At 33.9% G+C, this 24,133-nt stretch carries 24 protein-coding genes and 1 pseudogene; all 25 read left to right on the forward strand.

What is annotated here, in order from left to right:
- Nucleotides 1-253 precede the first annotated feature (253 nt).
- Nucleotides 254-655 carry a hypothetical protein gene (locus tag V470_01335; GenBank protein ID AHZ47095.1) on the forward strand — a complete coding sequence of 134 codons (402 nt, stop codon included), beginning with the start codon at nt 254-256 and terminating at the stop codon, nt 653-655.
- 5 nt (nt 656-660) lie between these two features.
- Nucleotides 661-960 (forward strand): hypothetical protein, encoded by a 300-nt coding sequence (locus V470_01340; protein AHZ47096.1) that lies wholly within the window; start codon nt 661-663, stop codon nt 958-960.
- A 2-nt stretch (nt 961-962) separates the two neighbouring features.
- On the forward strand, nt 963-1,661 hold the full coding sequence (locus V470_01345) for a hypothetical protein (protein AHZ47097.1): 699 nt from the start codon (nt 963-965) through the stop codon (nt 1,659-1,661).
- On the forward strand, nt 1,648-2,043 hold the full coding sequence (locus V470_01350) for a hypothetical protein (protein AHZ47098.1): 396 nt from the start codon (nt 1,648-1,650) through the stop codon (nt 2,041-2,043). Before V470_01345 ends, V470_01350 begins: the two co-directional genes overlap by 14 nt.
- Nucleotides 2,040-2,261 carry a hypothetical protein gene (locus V470_01355; protein AHZ47099.2) on the forward strand — a complete coding sequence of 74 codons (222 nt, stop codon included), beginning with the start codon at nt 2,040-2,042 and terminating at the stop codon, nt 2,259-2,261. Before V470_01350 ends, V470_01355 begins: the two co-directional genes overlap by 4 nt.
- A 232-nt stretch (nt 2,262-2,493) precedes the next feature.
- Complete coding sequence (locus tag V470_01360) at nt 2,494-2,796, forward strand: type VII secretion protein EsxA (protein ID AHZ47100.1); 303 nt, start codon at nt 2,494-2,496, stop codon at nt 2,794-2,796.
- 57 nt (nt 2,797-2,853) lie between these two features.
- Complete coding sequence (locus tag V470_01365; protein AHZ47101.1) at nt 2,854-6,081, forward strand: secretion accessory protein EsaA/YueB; 3,228 nt, start codon at nt 2,854-2,856, stop codon at nt 6,079-6,081.
- 1 nt (nt 6,082) lies between these two features.
- Nucleotides 6,083-6,544 carry a type VII secretion protein gene (locus V470_01370; GenBank protein AHZ47102.1) on the forward strand — a complete coding sequence of 154 codons (462 nt, stop codon included), beginning with the start codon at nt 6,083-6,085 and terminating at the stop codon, nt 6,542-6,544.
- 124 nt (nt 6,545-6,668) lie between these two features.
- Nucleotides 6,669-6,911: a type VII secretion protein gene (locus tag V470_01375; protein AHZ47103.1), complete on the forward strand. Its 243-nt coding sequence runs from the start codon at nt 6,669-6,671 to the stop codon at nt 6,909-6,911.
- A gap of 14 nt (nt 6,912-6,925) precedes the next feature.
- Entirely contained in the window at nt 6,926-8,110 is a 1,185-nt protein-coding gene (locus V470_01380; protein AHZ47104.1) for a secretion protein, read from the forward strand.
- 9 nt (nt 8,111-8,119) lie between these two features.
- Nucleotides 8,120-12,496: a cell division protein FtsK gene (locus V470_01385; GenBank protein ID AHZ47105.1), complete on the forward strand. Its 4,377-nt coding sequence runs from the start codon at nt 8,120-8,122 to the stop codon at nt 12,494-12,496.
- Nucleotides 12,497-12,507: 11 nt separating this feature from the next.
- Nucleotides 12,508-12,837, forward strand: a complete 330-nt coding sequence (locus V470_01390; GenBank protein AHZ47106.1) for a transposase — start codon at nt 12,508-12,510, stop codon at nt 12,835-12,837.
- 3 nt (nt 12,838-12,840) lie between these two features.
- The gene (locus V470_01395) at nt 12,841-13,275 is read left to right on the forward strand and encodes a hypothetical protein (GenBank protein AHZ47107.1); all 435 of its coding nucleotides are present in this window, start codon (nt 12,841-12,843) and stop codon (nt 13,273-13,275) included.
- Between the two features lie 282 nt (nt 13,276-13,557).
- Nucleotides 13,558-13,794, forward strand: a pseudogene (locus tag V470_10480) (hypothetical protein).
- Nucleotides 13,794-14,177 (forward strand): hypothetical protein, encoded by a 384-nt coding sequence (locus tag V470_10485; protein ID AJZ74435.1) that lies wholly within the window; start codon nt 13,794-13,796, stop codon nt 14,175-14,177. Before V470_10480 ends, V470_10485 begins: the two are co-directional and overlap by 1 nt.
- Nucleotides 14,178-14,255: 78 nt before the next feature.
- A complete protein-coding gene (locus V470_10490; GenBank protein AJZ74436.1) occupies nt 14,256-14,441 on the forward strand; it encodes a hypothetical protein in 186 nt (61 codons plus the stop codon).
- A gap of 241 nt (nt 14,442-14,682) precedes the next feature.
- Entirely contained in the window at nt 14,683-15,057 is a 375-nt protein-coding gene (locus tag V470_10495; protein AJZ74437.1) for a hypothetical protein, read from the forward strand.
- Between the two features lie 167 nt (nt 15,058-15,224).
- Nucleotides 15,225-15,602, forward strand: coding sequence for a hypothetical protein (locus tag V470_10500; GenBank protein ID AJZ74438.1), 378 nt, complete (start codon nt 15,225-15,227; stop codon nt 15,600-15,602).
- A 159-nt stretch (nt 15,603-15,761) separates the two neighbouring features.
- Entirely contained in the window at nt 15,762-16,190 is a 429-nt protein-coding gene (locus tag V470_01400) for a hypothetical protein (GenBank protein AHZ47108.1), read from the forward strand.
- Nucleotides 16,191-16,375: 185 nt separating this feature from the next.
- A complete protein-coding gene (locus tag V470_01410) occupies nt 16,376-16,798 on the forward strand; it encodes a hypothetical protein (GenBank protein ID AHZ47109.1) in 423 nt (140 codons plus the stop codon).
- Between the two features lie 269 nt (nt 16,799-17,067).
- Nucleotides 17,068-18,033 (forward strand): hypothetical protein, encoded by a 966-nt coding sequence (locus V470_01415; protein AHZ47110.1) that lies wholly within the window; start codon nt 17,068-17,070, stop codon nt 18,031-18,033.
- 135 nt (nt 18,034-18,168) lie between these two features.
- Nucleotides 18,169-18,681 (forward strand): GCN5 family acetyltransferase, encoded by a 513-nt coding sequence (locus V470_01420; protein AHZ47111.1) that lies wholly within the window; start codon nt 18,169-18,171, stop codon nt 18,679-18,681.
- Between the two features lie 682 nt (nt 18,682-19,363).
- Entirely contained in the window at nt 19,364-20,743 is a 1,380-nt protein-coding gene (locus V470_01425; protein AHZ47112.1) for a hypothetical protein, read from the forward strand.
- Between the two features lies 1 nt (nt 20,744).
- The gene (locus tag V470_01430; GenBank protein ID AHZ47113.1) at nt 20,745-21,440 is read left to right on the forward strand and encodes a hypothetical protein; all 696 of its coding nucleotides are present in this window, start codon (nt 20,745-20,747) and stop codon (nt 21,438-21,440) included.
- Entirely contained in the window at nt 21,437-24,079 is a 2,643-nt protein-coding gene (locus tag V470_01435; GenBank protein AHZ47114.1) for a recombinase RecF, read from the forward strand. The genes V470_01430 and V470_01435 overlap by 4 nt, the downstream gene beginning before the upstream one ends.
- Nucleotides 24,080-24,133 lie beyond the last annotated feature (54 nt).

The following is a 24,133-nucleotide window of genomic DNA, read 5'->3' on the forward strand; positions in this document are numbered from 1 at the left end:
CTTAATGTACTTTTATGTATTGCTTCAAAAGTTGGAAATAATCATTGAAAGTTCTAATTCTGTACTGAACAGCATTAAATCCTTTTTCATTTGATTTTAAATAGTTAGAAAATATGATAAAATAAAATGAGAATATTTTTAAAGTGTTACCCGACTTTATTCGAAGGATCATACTATCCCTTCTTATTTGATGAATTCGTGGTATGCTTTCGCTTGTTTTAATGCAGAATGTTTTAGAAGGAGGCTACTCAGTATGTCATTATGGGACGCGTTGTTTGGAACAGACACAGAAAAGAAAAGGGAACAATATAAAGCATTGTATAACGACTTGAACAGTCAATTAAAAAGCTTTGAGGAAAAATTAAAAGAGATGGAAGGAAAAGTTGATAGCTATAATAACTCTCGACCTTCAATGAGTACAAGTTTTATTCCAGAGGATGTTTTTAGTGATAGCGAAGGTCGAGTAAAAGGAAAAGTTGATACTGTACGAACTAATCAGTCTAGTGATGCAAAAAGCTTATCGAGTGCTGTTGATGCAGCCTATGAACGATATAAATACTATGACCGATTAGCTGAGGAAGAGCGTAAAGAGCGAGAAGCTGAAGCAAGACGTCAAGCTGAGGAACGTAAAAATAGAAATAAAAGACGGAGGTAAGATTTATGGCGGACTTAAAAATCAAATATAAGGATTTGGAGACAGCTATTAAGCTTTCAAAGGAGATCAATCAAGAATTGACGAACTCTTATCAAACGGTTACCCGATTAAAAACTTATCTCCAATCTGCCAAGTGGTCAGGAAAAACTAAGGTAGCTTTTGAATCCTATTTAGACATTATCCATAAATACCATAAGGATCTAAGGTCTATCATGCAAGAACATGAAAAAGCAGTCTCTGGTCTGAAAAAATCAATTGATAATTACAATAACTCATCAGAAGTTGCATCAATAAAGGGGTTGTAAATATGTCACATAAAGAAACGTTTTCTATTCATGAACTCCATTATCTGATCGGTGCCTTTGATGGGGAATTGATGCCCGGGTTGCCCACGCTAGATGATATTGTCACTGCTTCTGAACTCATATGGACGATAGCCAAAGAAGATCTTGAGAAAAAAGGTTTGGTGAATGAGGATGGTTCACTAACAAAAGCAGGGTTTGTCATAGTTGAGACTCTAAGAGAATATTGCTTGGGTAGATCTTTGGTCATTCTAAATAATTTCTATTTCATGCAATGCCGAGACAGTAACTTTTCTATCCTAATCGTGGATACTGGTCAGGGATATCAACTTGTCAAGATTAGTCCTATGAGTCGCTTATTGCTGCTGCAAGACAAGCTCCCATTGGTGACAAGGATTCCTCTGGAAGATGAGGTTGATTTTCTAACTGAAAGAAAGCAACTAACTCCTGATATCGAAACGGCTTTAGCATCAGATCAAGCACTGATGGTACAGCATTATCCTTTGGAACAAATGTGCGAGACCAGACACGCAGCATTATTAACAGCTTCGTATCTATTCGTTGAAGAAGAGGGCCAACTATTGGGATTTGATGTGAATCAAGAAGAGTTATACCGCTTTAGCCAATACTATTTCCTTGAGAGATTGTATAGCTGGCTTGCCATTCCGTTTAGGGAGGAGGATTTTGAAAATGGTAGTGACTGAAACGACTGTAATGGGTGGTGGTGGATCTAACGAAATCACCATGAATCCTGATGAAATGCATACAATCATGTCTTACATCACCAATATTGAAATTTCATTTCAAAATAACTTAGCTCCCAAATTAAAGAGCCTATCTGAAACGAAATATTATGAGGGTGGAGAAGCTTCAAAAGCAATGGACCACTATGCTGATATGCTTAATAAAGTGAATGAAGTCGGAGACCTATACCGACGTGCTAATAGTGAGATTTTAATCATGATGGATCAAATGATCGAACAAGATACCAAGCTTAGAGATGATTTTATAAATGGTCTTGTTGCTGATCCCGCTCTCGTACAAAACTTAAAAACTCTGGGAATCATTCCGCGAGGTGACCAATGACCAAAGACGTAGAACTTCATTCATCGACCTGGAAGACGATGAAACAAGCCATAACGGGCATCACTGAAAATGCCACAGTCTCTAGCAGTGGCTATGGAAATTACACAAATGCTCAAGCAGGGAGCTATAGTACTGGAACAACTTCGACCGGATTTGCCAAACGGGTGGAGGATCTGGTCAAGATTTCTGCGGGTGGAGGATCTGGTCAAGATTTCTGAGAAGGTCCAGAGCTTACTATCTGAAAAATAAATGGAGGGAATAGACTTCTGCATTGATTAGTATGATTTTTCGTTTCATACGTATTGAGTAGGACGTTGATTTTTTGATACTTTATATCATCAAACTAATTATTGCTAAAATATTATTTTTTTAAATTATTTGATGTAATACTTGCGTTAGCATTTGAATAATGTTAAAATAAGATAAAAAAAAGAACATAGGAGTAAGAATATGTCAGACCAAATTCGTGTATCCACAGAAACCCTTCAATCACGTGCGCGTGAATATGGAAAAGCTGCTAATGATATCAGAGTTATCTTGAACAATCTTCAACGCCTACAAGACACTCTTCGTACAGAGTGGGAAGGTGCTGCCTTCCAAGGTTTCGAGAGACAATTCCTTGAATTGAAACCGAAGGTTGTAAATTTTGCGGATTTGATGCAACAAATCAATACACAACTTGATAAGACTGCTGAAGCAATGAAACAAAATGACCAAGCTTTATCTAAGAACTTTGGCATTCAAAATAGTTAAGGATAAAGTTGAGGATTTCTCCTCAACTTTTTTACTACATTTATTTAAGGAGATCATGTGAACAAGAAAGTTTTATTTAGCTTAGGGATAGCACTGTTATTAGTTACAATGATAGTATCCTTCTTTGCAGTTGTAAAACCAACACCTATCAGCCGAACGAACTCAGATTCCTCGGTGCAACAAGCCCCTATTAAAGTGGCTGTTGTTAACGAAGATACAGGTAAGGTATATAATGGACAACCGATTAACATTGCGAATACATTAGTAAACTCGTTCATAGCTAAAAATAATTACAAAGTAGAAGTCGTTTCTCGGTCAATCGCTGAAAACGGTCTAAAAAATGAGACTTATCAGTTGATGATAATCTTGCCAAGTAAATTTTCAGAAGAAGCTTTAGCGATCGAATCAACTTCACCTGTTCAGGCGAAGTTTCAATATCAAATTCAATCAAGTGATCAACTGACTGTTAAACAGGCTGAACAAGCAGTAGTAGCTTTCAAAGAGCTTTTTAATAAGGACTTGATTAATATTTATTTCACTAGTATTATTGGGAATTTGAAAACAGCACAAGGCCAAGTTGCTGATGTGGTTACAAATGAACATGAGTCACTAACGTCCTTTAATAATAAGTTAGTGGATCCTCTTGCTCAATATAGTCAACAGTTTAATGGTTTAGGTTCATCACCGAATAATCTTTTATCATCGTATTTGTCATTTAACAAGACCCTGTTAAATACAAATGATGCCTTTAAATCAATTGATTCTGTCAATAAGACATATGAGGGACCAATAAAAGAAATAGATGAGCAACAAAAAAAATGGGATAATTCCTTGGGAAAAAGAGAAAAGTCTTTGGCCAACTATGATACAGAATTTTCTAAATTATCAGTTAAGGAACAATTAACTCGATTAACTGCTATAAACACTCAAGTTACTGAGAAGTTATCAGAGCCAGCTATTTGGAAAGAAACCACTAATACGGCTTCTTCCTATAATCAAGATATCACAAAACTTCTTGAAAGCTTGAAGAAGAATAACAAGGAAATTGATGATACCTTATCAAATTATGATAAAAAGATTAGAGAAGCAGTAGAGTCTTCCTTGGCTAAAAACTCCTCAGCGGTAGATGGAGCAAATAAAACTCTTGGAAGTTATATCCAGTCGTTAAATGCTAGTATGGAAAATCAAATTACTAGTAAATGGCCAGGTGTATACTACGATGATGCAGCTATAAATAATCTTTCTTTGTCAGATACTGATAAACAACATTTGAAAAATATAAGTGCTTTTATACAGTGGTATAGTAAGAAGGCAGGGAAAGATTTGCCAACTTTGCAAGCTACAACACTTGAAAATGAAGAATTTTCTCAGTTAAAGAATGATATTAAATCTAAGAGCACAACAAAACGTGAGCTAAAATTGCCTTCGTTTGAAGGAAAAATTTCAAAATTAACCTTAACAGTACCAAATGGATACTATCTTAAAGAATCAAACTATGGATTTTCTGATCTTGGAGGAGATAGCTATCAGGTATCCATCCCTAGTGAAGCATCTCCAGGTATGACTATTTCATACACACTAGGAATCAAGAATGAAAATGATATCAGTGTCTTGTCGCCTGTCTTTGTTAAGTATCAATTAGATACGACAGAAGATGTAAAAGTTATAAAGGAAGATGCCCCTGATCTAGAAAAAGGGAGAACAGAGAATGATACGCCTGTTAGTCCAGCTACTTCTGTAACGTCAAGCTCCTCTACGTCTGATGGGAAGAAACCAACAGAAATTGTTACAGTCACCAAGACCATTACGATTACAAAGATAAATCAAACAGAAAAGAAAGTTTTGAATCGTCATTATGAGATGCAAGACATTATTTCTAACTGGGAGTACAATCCTACCAAGCTAACTCAAGCGGTTTATAAAGATGTTGAGGCGTATCTACAGTTATCAGGACTAGTTACTGCGTATTACGGCTTAGATTTATCTAAAAATACGTACACAGACACTACGTTTGTTCCGGCAGAAGGTTCTCTTGCTGCCTTAGCAAATAATGATGACCTCAAGACTATTGTGACCAATCTAATCAAAGCGACCACAGTAGAAGCTCTAAAATCAGATTTGAAGATTTCGGATAAAAAATTGACGGATATTCAGTCTCGATTGGCTAATGCTGAGAAATTGACAACTAATATTGAACAGCTGAGAGAAACAACCAAAGATTTAATGACCCAGTTAAGTCAGTTAATTGAACAAACCAAATTAGTGGATAAAACGATTGAAAGTAAACCTAGCTTTGTTGAAACAGAAAAAGTAGATAATACTAATATGGTTACAGTTAGTATGGATATGAACAGGGACCTAGGTACACTGATGTCAGCTAGTAAAACCTTGATGGACAATACAAAAGCAAACCAAGCTGTTTCTGAGACAATTGAAGCTACTATGACTCAGTTGACAAATGATGTTAATACATTGGAAAAAGATGGAAAATCATTAACTGAACGCGTTTCTGAGTTGAAGAAAATCATGTCTAGTGAATATGGTTCAAATGAAGAATTCCTTAAAAACTTTTCTACTGTTTTGAGCAATACTAAAACAGGTAACACCAAAAATGAAGCTGTCTATGAATATTTGTCGAATCCTGTTGATGCTTCGAAAATTGGGAATGTCGTATCAGCTGCGACCAATTCACCGTCACAGACTAATCGTCAAGACGAAAGATCAGGACTTCTTATTATCTTAGTCAGCTATCTTGTTAGCTTGGTTGTTGCTTATCTTTTCCAACATGCAGATAAAGAAGAATTGCAAAGATTAATCAGTTTGAAGGATCGTTTGTCATGGAGAAATTCTTCTGGACCAATGTTCTTCCTAAGCGTGATTTCAGTAGCAGCAGGTTCTATAATTGCGATTGTTTCTGGAGTTAAACTTTCTTTCTCTGTAAGTCAGTTGAGTTGGTTTGTAGTACTTCTTGTCTTGGTAAGTCTAATGATGACATATGGTCTGAATATCCTTATGGATAAACTAAAAAGTCTTGGATTTTTGATAAGTATAAGTCTACTACTGCTTTATATCATTTCAGCAACTCAATTGTTTGATGAATATTATGTGAATTCGGCTCCGATTTTAACAGCTCTTTCTCCATTGACATATCTTGAAAGTGCAGTGAAATTATTCATTAATCAGCAAAATGGAGTTGTTCAGTCAGTAATGGTAATTGTTGTTCTCACAATTGCTTTGGGACTTGGAAATACTTTCTTGTATCGTCAAGTTAAGGATAGCAAGTAATATGAAAAAAACCATTGTCTTTATCTTTCTATTGTTTTTAATTTTTACAAGAGGAAGTGTTGTCTTTGCAAATGATGGATCTTTGCAAATAGATACATCTTTAGATAAAAATACCAAGAAAACGGAGATTCAGTACTTTGAACAGGAGAGTAATTTGACAAAGTTATTTCATCCTGAGACCTATAAATTAGTTGATACAACTAAAAAATTGGATAACGAAAAGTATCAATTAGTTAAAACAAACTTATTTATCACTAAAGTGGAAACGGAGAATATCGTTAATGAGTATCAGTCTGCTTTATTTACCAGTCAGATTCAAATCAATCACAGTGATAAAAAGACTGTTTCACTTAAAAACGTAAAGTCTCCTGTTTCTTGGACCGCAATTTTATTGTTTATACTAGGGATGATTGTCACAATTTACTCGCTCTTTTATAAAAAGTTACATCCAGCTAAACAATAAAATCGATAGAAAAATACATAGAGGGAGATACAAATGTATCTCCCTTTTTATAAACAAAAAGTTCTTCAATATTCATGTTCTGCGTGATATAATAGGCATAACACAATAGATTTAGGAGGGTTCTATGGAAGAGTACATTAATATTAGTCTGGATTGTTCGCCTTTTTTATCTAAAATATTAGATTTAAGAGTTCCTACTGAGTTAACGATTAAAGAATTACTACAAATCGTCTCAGATACTTATGGTATAGGGGTTAAGGTAATGAATCCAAGTGTAAGAAATCAACAGTCTGGAGAAATTCTTGCTAGTACGAGCAGTCTAGCATTAGTGAAAGACGGAGTTTTATTAAAATTGGAAAGAATATAGTAAGGGAGTCAGGTATGGACGTTCAAAAAATGGAATTAGTAGTTGGAGATATCAAGGGAAATCGAGAAATAGCTTATGCTCTATTAACAGCAACACAACCTTATTTTGTGAATCAAAATGTCATTGAGGAAGAAGGTAAATTAACGATTGAAAGTCTTTTGACAGATGAATATTATTCTTGGGATAAGCTGACTACGATGATTGATGAAGAAAAGTTACGTCATCTGATCAATGTTGGTCAATTATTTAACTTGCTGAAGGATTCAATTTATACTTATGAGTTATCACCTAGTAATCTAGTATTTTCACGAAATGGGAATCCCCTATTCATTTTTCGTGGTGTTAAAGGGCAAGTGCCTCCCTATGATGCATTAAACCTAGAAGCGTTTACAGTTAACTTTAAAGCCATGATAGTATCTCTACTAGATAAAAAGGTAAGTTATGAAAAATTAGTGGAGGGGCAGTCGCCATTCTATAAGGGAAAACTGTTTTGTGAGACCATCATGAAGGCTGAAGATTTGGATGCAATCTTAGCCTTACTACTAGAAAAATACCTAGAAGAACAGGAACAAAATAAAGAAAAATTTTCACGTGTTCCTAACAAACTTGTTTCGCGATTGAAGTGGACTACTATTATTGCATCACTTATTGGAGTGCTGTCAATTGTTGGAGTGCTTTACTTTGCATTGTTCGCTATGCCTAATCAACAAATGATTTCGGATTTACGTTTGGCTTTTGTACACCAAGATTATTCATCGGTTGTATCTACTGTTAAAAATACAGACTCTAAATCACTTAGTCAAGATGATGCTTATATGGTAGCTTTTTCGGTCATTAAAACAGAACCTTTAACTGAAGCGCAAAAGACAGAACTATCCAAAATATCAACTCAATCAAGTACAGACTATCTTCGTTACTGGGTCTTAATTGGCCAGTCGAAAATTGATGAAGCTATAGATATTGCGAGTTACTTAGATGATCCACAATTATTAATGTACGGTCTGACTAAAAAGGTTGATGAAGTTCAGAGAAATCCTAACCTCACATCAGAACAACGTACGGAGCAACTAAATAATTATAAGAGTAAATTGGAAGAGTTGAAGAAAAACTACCTAACACCTGAGACGAACAAGTCGAATACGACTTCGACATCAACTTCAGCTTCAACTTCAACTTCAACTTCAGCAGAGTCAAGATAGGAGTGGTCTATGAATTATTTATTTTTTGAAGGCAATGTTTATCCACTCTATGCAGGAAAAACCTATCAAATGGGGTCTTTTGTAGATTCTAATATCTATCTTCCTATTTTTGAGAATGTGGTGCTGGAAGTCAAGGAAAATGAAGTTGAACTACTCGGGGAGACTTATTCTTATGGGTATCATTTGGTTTCTATAGCTGAAAGTATAAATGTTTCCTTATTGATTATTGAAAATACAGAGCATTACCTTCTTCCTGAGAAAATACTTTATTTATCAGATAAGAAAGAAGCGTCTATTCGCTTAGTTGATTTTCCTATAGAAATCATTTTGACCTTTGATGGGACAAATAAGACGATTTACAGTGTTAGTCCATTTTACATTAACGGTGAAAGAAAAACAGGAAAGCAAAACATTCAAGATATGGATCAAATTGTTTTTGAACAAGGTCTAGGTTTATCCGTTCAAAAACAAATCTTATCGATTCATTCACTATTTTCTATTGAGACAAGCTTACTGCCTTTTTCTGAAGTAATGGTCGAAGACCGTTCAAAAGAATTTCATCGCTCTCCACGGATTATTCTAAGAGAACCTGAGGATAAAGTAACGATTGCTTCGGCACCAACAGATGATGAAGGTCACAAACAATCGTTACTGAGATTGATTATTACCCCTTTGGCGATGATTGTCTTTACGATACTGACCGTTTACTTTACACGTAGTGGTGGAATGATGTTTATGATGATGGGGATGTCTGTCATTACTATTGGGACTTCCATTCATACTTATTTTTCTGATAAAAAATCACATAAGGAACTTCAAGAACAGAAAATTGTTGATTATATGGAATATTTGGAAACCAAATATTCTCAGTTAGCTGACTTACGTGACGAACAAGTTGAGGCTCTGGTTTATCATTTTCCTGATACAGTTCGTATTTTGGAAATGGTAGAAAAAATAGATCGACGAATTTATGAGAAAACGCTCTATCACTTCGATTTCTTGTCTTATCGCTTAGGATTGGGGGAAGTTAATTCTAGTTTCTCTATTGAGTATTCAGATTCTGAGTTGACAAAATACAATGCGGCTGCTAATCAAAAAATTCAAGAACTACTTTCTTACTATCGTGTGACTAAACAGGTACCAATTACTCATACATTAACAAATCCTATGGGTTATATCGGAACACGACAAATAGTGATTGAACAAGTTCAACAGATGATGATGCAATTAGCGACTTTCCAAAGTTATCATGATTTACAGTTTATTCCAATTTTTCGAGAGGAAGAGTTGGAGTTGTGGGATTGGAGTCGTTGGTTACCTCATACGAAAATTAAAGCACTAAATAGCCGTGGTTTTGTTTACAATCAACGTACTCGAGATCAACTATTGACGTCACTCTATCAAATTATTAAAGACAGAAAATTAGATAGTGAGCAGGACAAAGGAAAGGAAAAGCAATATAGCCCTCATTATATTCTCTTTATTACAGATTTAAGTTTGATGTTGGATCACAACATTATGGAGTACATCAATGAAGATTTATCCCATTTAGGGATTCATTACGTTTTCGTAGAAGAAGTACTTGAAAGTTTACCAGAACACGTTAAGACAGTTGTTGACTATCGAGGAGATAAAAAAGGTACCGTATTACTTCAGGATGGCAATTATACAAATAAAGAGATCACGCCTCTTCCTCCTGTAAGTTTATCGGAAAAGGAAAATTTTGCGAGAAATCTCGCGGGTATTCATCATGTTCAGACTTTGCGTAATTCGATTCCGAATAGCATTACCTTCTTGGAGATGTATGGAGTCAATAAGGTAGAGGAACTGGATCTTTTAAAACGATGGCAGGACAATGAGACTTTCCAAACAATGGCTGTTCCTCTAGGAGTTCGAGGTAGGGACGATATTCTTTATCTAAACATTCATGAGAAGGCTCATGGACCTCACGGATTGATTGCTGGTACTACGGGATCAGGGAAGTCTGAGCTTATTCAGTCCTACATTCTATCTTTAGCTGTGAACTACCATCCGTATGAGGTTGCTTTCCTCTTGATTGACTATAAAGGTGGAGGGATGGCCAATCTCTTTGCAGATCTCCCTCACGTCGTTGGTACGATTACAAACTTGGATGGCAACCAGGCAAATCGGGCTCTGGTATCTATCAAGGCTGAACTGAAGAAACGTCAGCGTATCTTTGCAGAAAATGACGTTAATCATATCAACCAGTACATGAAACTCTTCAAAGAAGGGAAGGTTAAAGAACCATTACCACATCTATTAATCATTAGTGATGAGTTTGCAGAGTTGAAGGCGAATCAACCTGATTTCATGGATGAATTGGTCTCTACAGCTCGTATTGGTCGTTCATTGGGAGTTAAATTAATTTTAGCAACCCAAAAACCTAGTGGGGTGGTTAATGATCAAATTTGGTCGAACTCGAAGTTTAAAATAGCTCTTAAAGTACAGGATGTTGCGGATTCTAGAGAAGTAATCAAAACACCTGATGCTGCAGAAATCACCCAGACAGGTAGAGCCTATCTTCAAGTCGGAAACAATGAAATCTATGAGCTATTCCAAAGCGCGTGGTCGGGTGCGGATTATAATCCAGAAGGACGAAACCATGTTCAAAAAAATACAACTGTGTATGAGATTACAAGTAATGGTCAATACAATGCCATTAATAAAGATTTGAGTGGTTTAGTCAATCGAAAAGAAGCAAAGGCTGTTCCAACAGAATTGGACGCCATTGTAGAAAAAGCTCGTGAAGTCTTTGACGGTCTTCATATTCATCAGGTGGCCAGTCCTTGGTTGCCACCACTCGAAGAAAAGATATATGCTAAAGATACACAATCGACTAACTTCAAGGATTATTGGGGACGTTCAGAGGCCTTACAACCTATTTTAGTTGGGTATCAAGATATTCCTGAAAGACAGGAACAATCTCCACTTTATTTCAATATGGAACAAAGAGGCCATATTCTATTAGTTTCTAGTCCAGGATTCGGGAAGTCCACTTTTCTACAGAACTTTGCGATGGACGTGATTCGTAAGCACACACCAGAACAAGTCCATTTCTACCTCTATGACTTTGGTACTAGTGGCTTGATCTCTATTTCTGATTTTCCTCATGTTGCAGATTATTTCACCTTGGATGAAACTGAGAAAATCATGAAATCTCTTCGATTCTTGAATAGAGAGATTAAAACTCGGAAACGGGCTCTTTCGCGAGCAAGAGCGACAAACCTAACGCAGTACAATCAGTTGTCAGATGAGAGTTTTCCAACTATTTTCATCGAGATAGATGGTTTTGATAGTGTGATGGATGCCCCATTTGTAGATGCCTTTTATGATACTTTAAATGTCATCGCTCGAGATGGTGCTTCTCTAGGAATCTATCTAGTCGTGACACTTTCTCGTCTCAATGCGATGCGATTACAGTTGCAATCCAACTTTAAGACTAAGATTTCGCTCTTCTTATTTGATAACAGTGACTTGTCAGGTGTAGTAGGACGTTCAAACATTCCACTCGATGAAATCAAAGGCCGTGCGATAGCTAAATTTGATGATATCGTCCAATTCCAAGTGATGTTGCCATACAGTAGTGAATACTATACGGACTACATAAAAGAAGTTCGTGCAGAACAAGAAGCCATGGCTGTGGCATACGATGGACCGCTTCCTGCAGGTATCCCAATGTTGCCAGAAAAGGTAACCAAAGAAGGATTGTCAGAAATCTTAGAAAGCAGCCAAGACTTTATCTTGGGACTCGAAAGAGAGGCTGTTGTTCCAGCATCCTTTAGTTTCGAGCGACCTATTCTTATAGCCTCAGACAGCCCTGCTTTTGTAACGAATTACTATAAATTATTAGAGTATCATTTGGAACGTATGTCAGGTAAGTATAATACGCTTATCTTAGATCCTAGTCAGCGTATCAGCAACCAACTTTTTGATGGTATCCAACGTTTCGATACTTCTTTAGAAGTCGATAATGTAATGAAGACGATATTAGAAGACTTTAAGAAACGAGTGGCTACACCAAGTCAGGACTATCCTAAATGGTTAATTCTGATCCCTGATATTGCGGCGACAGCTATGGCAGCAGGGATGAACGAAGTAGACTTCAAAGAACTTCTTACGGAAGGTTCTCGCTATGGCGTGACTTTAGTATTTGCTGGTGCTTATCAGGATCTAGTAACCAATCAATACGATAATTTTGTCAAACTAGTTAATCAGTTAGTAGAACAAGTCTTCCTTGGTGTACGCATTAGCGATCAAGATCATACTCGCTATCCTTATATCATGAATGAACCGGCACTGAAGCCTAACCAAGGATACATTCTTTACCCAGATCGTTATGAATTTGTTCAATTATTAGAAATTTAGAAAGGGATACGATGAAAGAAACGACTATGTTGCCACTCGGCAGTATCATTATATTAAAAGGAAATACAAAGAAGATGATGATCATTGCACGGGTCATCGCAGCGCCTGTCAAAGGGAATATCTATCGCTTTGACTACGGGGCTTGCCTCTATCCTGAAGGGCTAGTAGGCGATAGCCTTATCTACTTCAATGATGAAGATATTTTTAAGGTTGTTCAAGAGGGCTATAGTGATGAGGATAATGACCTCATGTTGGAAAATATTGCTGCGGTTATAGACCAGACAGAGATTCCTAAAGGAAATGTAGCCGAATTGAATGACGTAAATGGATTGGGAGGTTAAGAGATGGGAGAAGTTGATTATATGCAAATCGATTCTCTGCAAAGACAGGTGAATGCCCACTCTGCCAGCATCTCCTCTGCCCAATCACGGATTACGACTATCGATGAACAGTTGGAACGCCTTCGTACGGCCAAGAAGTCTGTAGGGGAAATTCAAAAAAAGGTTCGTGACACTAAAAAAAAGATTATTAAGAAAAACTATCAACCTACTTGGAAAGGCAAACAAAAAGATGCCTTTACCAAGCAGTGGGAAACTTTCTCTAGTGACTACACGAGTTTCCAAACAGAGATGAATACATTCTACCAAGCCATCTGTGATGAAATCACTAGGTTGGAAAACCAAAAGAATGAAGAAAACGGCATTATTGGCTGGTGTCAGAGTCAGATGAATAATCTGGGAAATATCATCGAGAAGCTACTACATACGAAGGAGGGGTAAGGTCATGTATGGAACGATTCAATTATCGCAGAGATTGAATTACGTATTCCCGATGAGTTCTTAAAAGCTAAGGGTTGGTTGTAAAACCTGTTTAAACTATGACTTTACAAGGAAATCAGTATTTTCTTTTATGAGAATAAATGAAGCAAGAGTTTACCGATAAACCATTGGTAAACTCTTACTGTACAAGGACGGTTACTACCCGATTGATAGTCACCTGGGGTCTGCGACTCCCTTGATTGTTGGAGTTGGCTTAACCTGAGGGATATCAAGTATGAAGTGGTGAAGGATATTACTAAAGAGAATATCAGGAGAGCATTTAAAGAGGCTTCCCATAATACTCAAATTGATATTATGAATACTTTGACTGAGTATAATTTAAACCTTGATGATATTGTGGATATTCGCCAAGGACAAATTGCTAAAATGTTCGGTCAAGGTGGAGGTACACAAATACAATTTGGTATAAGTGTTGTTTGGTACGAAAAAATGGGACTCATAAAGGAGGTTGTTAAGTAATGGTTAGCTTAGAAAAAGAGCGATTGGAACTTTTATCAGATATTCACAAATTGGGATATGAAAGTTTGAGATATTCCATTTTCAACGATCATGGACCAAGGGAATGGGAAACAAGAATAGAATATAATCCTGAATTAGAAGTATATGAAGTATATTCGACAATGGACAGAGCAAGTACGAATGGTAAAGATTCATACCAAACCTTTCAAGAAGCACGGATTCGTTTCATAGAAATTCTTAAAAACGTTGTTTTCATAAATAGATATTATGTTGACGAAGGTATAGGTGCAGAATATTCCTCTCCATTATGGGATAAAATCGAGGCTGACATTGAGAATATAAAATGTATAGTTGAACAAGAAATTAAAAAACGCCATTTTTAGAGCTTACATTATGTATTATTTGATGAAAATAAAAATCTTCCCTGGGCATTTCACTTATTCTATAGAGATGGTAAATTTATGATTAATGGTCGAGATGATAGATCATATGTGATGGGGAATACGATAGAGTTTACTAGTTTTGAAGATGCAAAAATAGCTTTTTTGGAAAGATTAGAACATTTTGTAAAATCTAATCAATTCAAAGTGAAGATAGGGAAAAAAACATATTATCCTTCTCCCCTCTGGGATGATACCACAGAATAACAAATAGTTCCTTCCTAAAAAAGGAAATGAAGGGTATTCAACCTTCTTCCCTGACCATATGAGCCCTCAGGAGGTTGTGGATTCTATTAATGAGGCATATTCAAATATGGAATTGATAGAAGGTAGTCGTTATTCAGGAACAAGTCGAAATGGAATAGACATTGAAATAATTTTAAATTCTGAGGGGAAAATTATTACTGCTTATCCACAAAAAATAGAATAAATTTAAAGGTGCTTATAAATGAAACGAAACTATATTGTAAAAGTAACTAAAAATAGTCGGAAATTTTTGCTAGTAGAATTCGATAGCTCTAGTTGTCAATCTCTGTCAAACTTTTTAAATTCTGAGGTTCATAATTTTTATCTGGATGTTCGAGAAGCTTTGGAGAGTGTAATTTCTGGGAATATGGAAGAATATGCTTTTGATGGTAATATGTTAGGGATTGAAATTGGAAAAGAAATAACAGAAGTTTACTTCCAATTTGAGGAAGAAATATTAGGTGAACCATGTTTTATTTCAACTGATGAACTGTATAAATTAGTTATTGAGTGGAAAGAAATGGAAGATAAAATGTACAGGGGGGAAGATATTTTTCCGCTTACCCTAGAGGATTGAAGATGTATTAGAAAGCTTCTATCAGAGATACGCTTATGGGAAATGACAAGCTGTATCATCAGGTTGGAAAGAATAATAATAGATTAAAGATTGGAATATATATAAGAAAATCTGATGGAAAAATTATTACAGCTGATTCAACTGTTTCAGAGTAGAAAGGTTTGTAGATGTTAAGAAGAGAATATAAATTATATAAAAGTGTTGAGAACAGAAATGCACTTACGGTATTGTATGATAGAGAAGATTATGATATTATAACAACCTTTATGATTACAGAAGTCACGGATTTTTATCTGTATGTCAGAGAAGCTTTGGAGAGTGTAATTTTTGGGAATATGGAAGAATATGCTTTTGCTGGTAATTTGTTAGGGATTGAAATTGGAAAAGAAATAACAGAAGTATACTTCCAATTTGAGGAAGAAATATTAGGTGAACCATGCTTTATTCCTACAAATGAGCTTTATAAATTGGTTTTAGAGTGGAAAGAAATGCAAGAAAAAATGCACAGAGGGGAAGATATTTTTCCGCTGATGGTAGAGGATTAAGATGTATTAGAGGGCTCCTATCAGAGATATGCTTTTAGGTAGAGCTGATGGAAGTATATATAAACATGGATTTTTGAATGGCAAATACAAAGAATCTGTTATATTGCCTGGAACTCGAATAAACAGAATTGGTTCTAAAATTGAAATAGGAATAATTAAATGCTAATAAAATTAAAAAACAAAATTGAATCCGAAGTTTCAAAAATTGGAAACATAAAATTAGGTGAATTTGGAATTCATTTTTCTGAACAACCTCCCTACTTTCCAGAGGGAATTTCTATAATAGAGGTTAGAAATGGAAGATATAATCTAGTTTTTACCGAGAGAGGAAAAATAACATCCGAGATTTCTGAATTAGATGATGATGAGGTGACTTATCAAATTTTAAAGATAATCATTAAGAATATTTCCTCGCAAAAGATTGATGAAAAGGATGTAGATTTAATTGACAAATTGATTAAAAATAATGAATTTGAGAAAGTTAGTCAATTAGTTGAGAAAGTACAAGAAAATAGATATCAATACGAAAAGGAATTATTTGAGAAAATCAGTCCGCTATACGCTTTATGGTTTGAAAAAGAGCATTAATGATTCGTATAAATCCGTTGTTGTTTCAGTTCAAAACACAAGAATTCCAAGCGGAAATGAAGAAGCTGCTTTTGAAGGATTTTGGAAACCAGGAGGACAAACTTTCCCAGGAAATATGCCAGAAGTAGTCATGGACGAAGTGCCGTGGGGAGAATTTATAATTAGAAAATTAGGAGGCAATTAAAATGAGTTTAACTAAAATAACATGGGAAGAGTTTGATACCTTTGAAAAGGTTGAATCACCAAAAGGATATGATTTTCGAACACATGAAGGGAAATACTATACTTTTGGAGAGTTTGGAGTAGCTTCCATTCGTCGTATCTTTGAGATTAATCCTTCTGATTTTAACGAATATTTATTAGGTAGGAGGACGGCACGTGAAATTGATTTTAAAGCGGAGAATGATTGCTGGCCTCTAACGGAAGAAGAAAAGAAAGCTAGTGAGAAACGATTTATATTAAAAGGCTTAACTCCTTTAATAGCTAGTTCTAAGAGTTGGGAATTATTTACTCAGGAAGAGCTTGAAAGATTAATTCCGCTTGCTGAACAGAAATGGATTGACTGGAGAGGCAAACTTCCAGATGATTATGTATCACCATTGAAATAGCTTGTAAGGAGCTTGTTTATTCACTTTTAGTTGTAGGCAAGTTTCTGTTACAATGCAGCATTTACAACACTTCATGGTTCACACCATGGGGTGTTTTTTGTTTTTCTCATCTTCTCACGGCATTGCCCATGTGGTATAATGGGACAAGGATTGTTCCTCGTTTCAGACGAGTTTATGGATTTCAGGATAAGTTAGCAGGTGAGAAGAGTATTTCTGTCAGCCTCCTATACACCTGTTAACAGCTATCCACGATAAAAGGAGATTGTAGATTGGTTTTATTAGTATTAGGGATTTTGGTTTTGCTCATTCTAATTTTTAAAAGGAAACAGAAAACTGCTAAAAAATCTGAAGGAAACGCCAAGAAAAGAAATTGGCTATTAATAGGTTGCTTATCCATAGCGATTCCAATGGTAATCTTCACAGTGTTCAGTCCGATTTTTTCTCTAATGGATATGTGGGGGCTATTTGCCCATGCAAGTCGAACTGAGATTGAGCAAGCTGTGCATCGTTCTTATCAAAATTACGGTCTTACAGGACAGTTTGAGTTAGAAAAATACGAGAAAAACTATACAAGTGTGGGAGGATTTATAATCCATGGTACCTATAGTGAAAATATAGCTGGAAAAACCTATCAGGTTAAAACTCGATTTAAATACTATACTCGCTTTTCGAAAAGTGAAACATATGGAAAGACAGATGCAGAGGTCGATTACAAAAATGGTAAAAAAATTTATGATGTTTTCCCAGAATTAGCCTATTTAGGGATTGAAGTTAGTCCAGGAACCAGTGAATTTTTAAAAACACTGGACAGTTCAATCAAAGATCCTAAACTGCCTGATTTGAAGTATCAAGGTATTGATTTTGAATTTAATAACCAATCTGATAATATCTATCTTTATAATGAAATATTAGAGGAAAATCAAAGCAAGGGCCAAGCTCTGCAAGGAATGTATCCAATGGATGCTCAATATCTTTTCCAAAAAGAGATTTTTATACCAACATTTGAATTTCAGTATTTCGTTCCAAAAGAAAAAAGAGATCTCTTGTATGATGACTATCTAAAAGAGCTTGAAGCGCTCATGAAGGAATTTTTTGCCAACCAACCCCTACCACGAGGTCTTTATGCTGTCAAAATTGCTAAATATAAAGAGGATAAACTTGTCAATGATAGTGGTGTATACTATGTGAGGATTGAAAATCGTCAAGTTGTAAAGCTGTTGCAAAAATTAGAGTAGGAGTCGCTAGGGCTAGGTCAGTCTAACAATATTTTTACTAAGAAGAGAAGGGGAGATTTGTTAGCTTATCCAAGATTTTAGCTGGTATCAATATGCGAAAATTTGAGTGTGGATAATGATGGGAGAGGATTTGAAATGATCAGTTTAGAGTTGCTGTCTGAAGCAAATAGTCTAGATGTCTATTCTTTTGAAAAAGAAAATCGGGAGTATTTTGAGCGGAATTTACCTCCTAGACCAGCTAACTATTTTGATTTAGAAGGTTTTAAAGAAATCACGAGGGAATTGTTAACAGAACAAACCAATCGGGCTGTCTACATGCATCTTATTAGAGATTCGCAAGGTGTTATGGTCGGAAGAATCAATTTAAGTGTCTTAGATGGTGATCGGAAAACAGCAGAACTTGGGTATAGAATTGGGGAAAATGTTAGCAATTTAGGCTATGCCAGCGAAGCGGTTAAACTTGTTTTAGACAAAGCCTTTACTACTTATGGTTTTAATAGAATCATTGCAGGAACGGCAAGAGATAATCTAGCTTCTCAGAGAGTGCTTTTAAAAAATGGTTTTATCTTTAGTAAAATGATAGAAAATGACTTACAAATTCATAATGAGTGGGTTCATACAGCAGTATTTGAGATAAGGAGACCATAATATCATCAATTCCGGTCTATTAACAAGGTTAATGGAGTTATAATCTGTCCAGACATTCAAGAATATTTTCTTGGATGTTTTTTGATTTATTCTACTTTAAAAAATTTTATCTGAAAAATTTGATTATAGAACAAACGTTGAGGAGAAGTATCTATTTTTATAATCTTCTTTACAAAAGATTTCTTATAAAGTTTAATTTTAGTTTTTTAACTTGTAAAGATAACAAATTGTTTTGAAGTGATTCTTAAAATAATGTGAGATTAATAGTTCTAAAATGACTTGATTATCGGGATGAGAGTTGGTTTCAATTAATAAGGTTATCTCTAGTTAAAAATGGAGTAGATTAAATTGTTCTATTTAAAGAGTCTAGGAGTTATTTGTGTTTTTTAAGTTGTAATCTTCCTCAAATCTAGCTAGTATAGTTCAAGAAAAAATATCAATATTAGTATATTGAGAGGTATTATGCATCAAAAATATGCCATAAATTAAAATTTTAGAACAGATTGTATAATAAGAATGTATTAAAGAGAAAAAATAAAATTTAAAATGAGGACTACTTCCTTAGTAAGTGTTAAGGTGTGTGATCTAGAGTTGACGAGTTATTTAGGAAATTATATAATGATGTTAACTACTTGATCCCACATATTAATTTTATTTAAATGTGTATATATAAGGAGGATAAATGGCAAGTTCAAATGTTGATCAGAACAGGAATGCAACATCTAGTTGGAGCGGTTATATCCATCAAGGGAAAGTTGGTTTTTTAGTTGCGCTAAGACAATTACGATGGTGCATTGAAAATGAAATAGAAAATTTTGAAGATTATGCTATAAGATATGAGAATGCTGAGGATTTTGATATTGTTGATAAAGGGAGGAGTGTAATATCAAGGCATCAAGTGAAAGCGTATATTAATGGAAATGAAAGAGAAGATTACTCAGATTTATTTAATATACAAAAGAGGAAGTTTGAAGATGAAAAAGAAAAAATAGACACAAAGGGATTTCAGATTCATGAATTTGATGGTAAAGGAAATGCAGTACGAGTGATGGTTCCTTGTGACGCCAGGTTTTTACATGTGATTGTAGACGTGCCAGATTTTAGACTATCAAAGGATGATTATTTAAAAAAATATTCTGGGCGAACAAAATATACAGATAATGATTCTTGTGTCAAACTTTATGAGTATAATCAATCTGAAAAACTGTTTTATTGTCCACTTTCTCAGGATGATAAAAATGATACAATTAGAGATTATTGTAAAGCTGAAATTAAAGAAATTTTAAAGATAGAAAAAAATCCTTTAGAAGAGAATAGTTCTCATCTTGAACAAGTATATCATAGATATATTGGATCGTTATTGGATCATAGTATCGGAAAAGCACACAGTGAATCTGGTTTTCCAGAAATATCCTTTGGAGAGATAATTGCTATTATTAAAAATGCATTCCCTAAAGATAAAATATTTGAATTAAAAAATAAGTTAATTTATAGCTGGGAGCAGTATCACCAAGGTTATGCAGATGATATATGTGAAGATGATTTCATTCAAATGGATAAGATAATAAAAAAATTACTATCTATGTCTAAAGATGAATTTTATAAGTTTGTAAAGATGATTTTACCTGATAAAACATCAGACGAAAATATTCTGGAGTTATTTCCTATTCCTTCTTTAGAAAATATATTTTATCTGTTACTAGAAAAAACTAGAAATTTTTCATTTGAAGGTTATAATTATTTAGATAGTAATAATAAAAGTTACAGAGTTTCTTTGATAGATATTCAGGATAGACCTGGGATAATTGCAAAAAAAATTCAAGAAATAATTGATAATTCAGAGTTTTTAAAAGCAACTTTCAATCATGATTTTTTGATTAATAGATCAATAAATGATATTTCTATTGATTCGAGGATTGATGAATTATCAGATGTACCTGAGAATATTCGATATAAAGAAGAATGGGATACTGGTATAAAAAATAGTATTTTTAATGTTAATATGGAGTTTATTAAAATTGATACAGCTCTTGAAAAAGAGTTAAGAATTTCAGAGGAGTAGTATGAAAAACATCATTGTAAATTTGTTAAAACATAATCATTTTGATTGTGTAGACACAGATTTTAATTTATATACTAATCAATTAAAATCTGAGTATTTTATAGTTAGTCAATATAGTCAAGAAGAGCTGCATAATTTTTTTGATGATGATAAGACTTCACAAGTAATAAAAGAGTTTGAAAGATTATCTTTGAAATCAGAACACGAGAATATTAAGAAAAATACCTCTCTGTTTATTTTAGTAGAAGTTGATAATTTAAAAGAAGCATTTGAAGATGAAAAATTCCAACGCTCAATATTGTTAATTGAAGAGGACTATTACTATTTTAGAAAGTTCATTTTATTATATACTCAAGATGGGTTGTCGGATTTACGAGATAAAGAGACTAATGAAACGCTCTATACTTACTTAGATTCTAATATTGATGCTTTTGAAGAGGATATGTTTTTTAGCGAGTCGTATTTTATGGCGATGGAAATTGGAGTAAAACTACCATTTTTTACACTCCCTAAAAGAAATGATATTTATCAAAGTATAGAAAATCAGTATCAGGATGATAATGATGAATTAGATAATAGATTATTGGATTTTTATACTAAGGTCACTGATGAGATTCTATTAGAATCACTAAAAGATATTTCTACCGATGATGAAAATATTTCTGATTTACTACAAATAGGAGAATTATTACCATGAAAATCAAAAAAATTTTAATAAAGAACTTTAAAAATATAAAGGGAACTCGAATTATTGATTTTCAAGAGAATGTAACTTTGTTTGTTGGACCAAATGGATTTGGAAAAACTACAATTTTTGATGCACTTGAGTTATCATTAACTGGGAGAATCCGTCGAATTGAAGAGTCCGATTATAGCGATGGTAGAAGTAGTTTTAGCACTCCTTATTTTCAAAATAATCCTGAGGAAGATACATTCATTGAGCTAATGTTAATAAATGATGAAGGTAGTTCTCTGATAGTATCTAGTCTCTATAAGAGTAGTTTGAATACTGAGGGAAGCAATGTCCCAAAGTTTTCATTTTTTAAATTTAAAAGAACAGTTCGAGTTGGACTAGGAATTTCATTTCAACCTATTGAAGATTTTGATGGTTTGAGTGAGGACGATATACAAAAGGTCATTAGTCAGTTTTTAGGATATGAATCAGAAAATTACAGCTTAGGTGATACTTTTGATTTATTTCATTACATTCAACAGGATGAAACTGCTTATTATTTGAAGCAAAAGGAGAAAGATAGAAAGGAACAACTGAATTTTCTATTAAATATTGGGAACTATGTTAATAGAAAAAACCGATTAGCTGAACTAAGAAAAACGTTACTGTCTAGTAAAACCGAGCTGGAAAAGAAAAAAAACGTGTTAAAAAATCTTCCTATAGGAAGTGAGGTTGCTTATAATGAGTTACCCCTTAGAGCAGATACTGACTTTACTTTTAACAATAAATTGATTGTTTTTGATGACGAATTATCAAATGAAAGTTTAAATATATATCTATCAGAAATTGATAAGTTACAAGAATTTCGAAATTCATTTTCTCCAAAGGATTACTTCCTCAGAAAACAAAGTGAGCAGTTTGAGCGAGAGATTCTGGATGATAAAGACTTTATTTTCTACTTAATAGTTAGAGAAATTTTTAAAAATCAGAATAATATAGAGTATATTGAACAAAACCATACTATAATTTCAAATGATAAAAATTATTCCTATTTTTTACTTAAAAATTATATCGGACAACTAGAGTCATTGGAAAATGACAGTAGAATGTTTAAACGTGGAAAAATTCTAGAGGATCTACTTGATGTCGAAATTGATAAACTTAATATAGAGACAATTAAGAATTCTTTAAATGATTTTCCAGATTGGGAATTTGGTCAAGTATGGCTTGAAACGTTTGATTCCAAGTTAACAAATTACAAGATTAAAAAAGAGCAACTGGATAATGGTACAAATTCGATTAACAAGTTACTCGAGATAAGAAGCCGTCTAAAAGAACATAGTGATGAAAAAAAATCAGAATGTGTGTTTTGTGGTTATGATTGGATTGAAAGCGAGAATTTACTGGTAGCCTATGAAGAAACAACGAATCAACTGCGTAAAAATTTGACTAATTTTGAAATGGAAGTTTCAAATTTAGTTGAAGAATTAAATCAATTAAAAATGGAGTTGCAAAATCAGATTCAAATTGAGCAAGAGAAACTCTTTGTTCTTCCTGAAGATTTTTTGGCGCTGATACGCTCTATAGGTAAGTATAATTTTCCTGAGTCTTTTAGCAACTTAGTTGCAATGAACTCAGAGATGACGCCTATGTTAGTTGATAAGAATGCTTCGCTACAAAAGTTTGAGATTTTGAAAAAAGAGTTAATAAGTTCATTGCAAGAAAAACTGTTGATTCCAAATGAAGTCTATGATAATTTCCTTAGAGTTGTAAATAAGAGAGTAGATTTTGAAAAACTTTTAGAAAAATATTCTATTCTAGCTAGAGAATCAATAAGGGAATTTGGAATTTCTTTTGGACACTTACCCATTTCCTTGCATAAATTTGAAGAGAACAAAGATGGGTTATTAGTATTCTTAGAGGAGGCTAGATCACAAATAGTATTTGATAATTCTAAAAGTTTAGATTTACAAAATATGTTTGATAAGTACTTTGCATCTAATGAGAAAACTTTTGAGAACTGTACTATAGAAAGTATCAATCAAAAACGAGAGTATATTATTAACCAGTTTGAATTACAAAGTTTAACAATGTCTAACCAAATTGAGAAACGTCTTCAAATAATTGAACAAACGATTACCTATCTTCAGGATCGTGTTAGGAAATTAAATGATAATATAAAATCTTACCAAGAACAGATGATTCGAAAGTTGAAGCTTCCCTTCTATATGTATACTGCTAAAATTTTACAAAATTACCAACAAGGAATGGGAGTTCTACTAACTACTCAAAATAATTCTAATATCAGGTTTATAGCAAATAGCAATAGTGAGCAGGATGTGATGTATCAATTGAGTTCTGGACAAATAGCTGTTATTTCATTTGCCTTCACTTTGGCACTAAATACTACATTTAAGATTTCCAAAGAGTTCAAATTTTTATCAATTGATGATCCGATTCAAGATATGGATTCTATGAATGTATATGCTTTAATTGATTTAATAAGACATTCATTATCAGACTATCAAATTATTATGTCCACACATAATGATGGTAGTGCTATGTTTATAAAATATAAATTTGAACTATTTTCAGATTCTGAAATATCAAATGTAGGGCTAAAAAATATAAAGAACATATTATTGGAGGGTTATGAAGTATAAATAAAATACGTGGTAAGAAGAATTGATATAGTTTGATTCTATTCTTTGATAAAA

It is taken from the genome of Streptococcus sp. VT 162, from assembly GCA_000688775.2.
In the GTDB taxonomy this organism is placed as follows: domain Bacteria; phylum Bacillota; class Bacilli; order Lactobacillales; family Streptococcaceae; genus Streptococcus.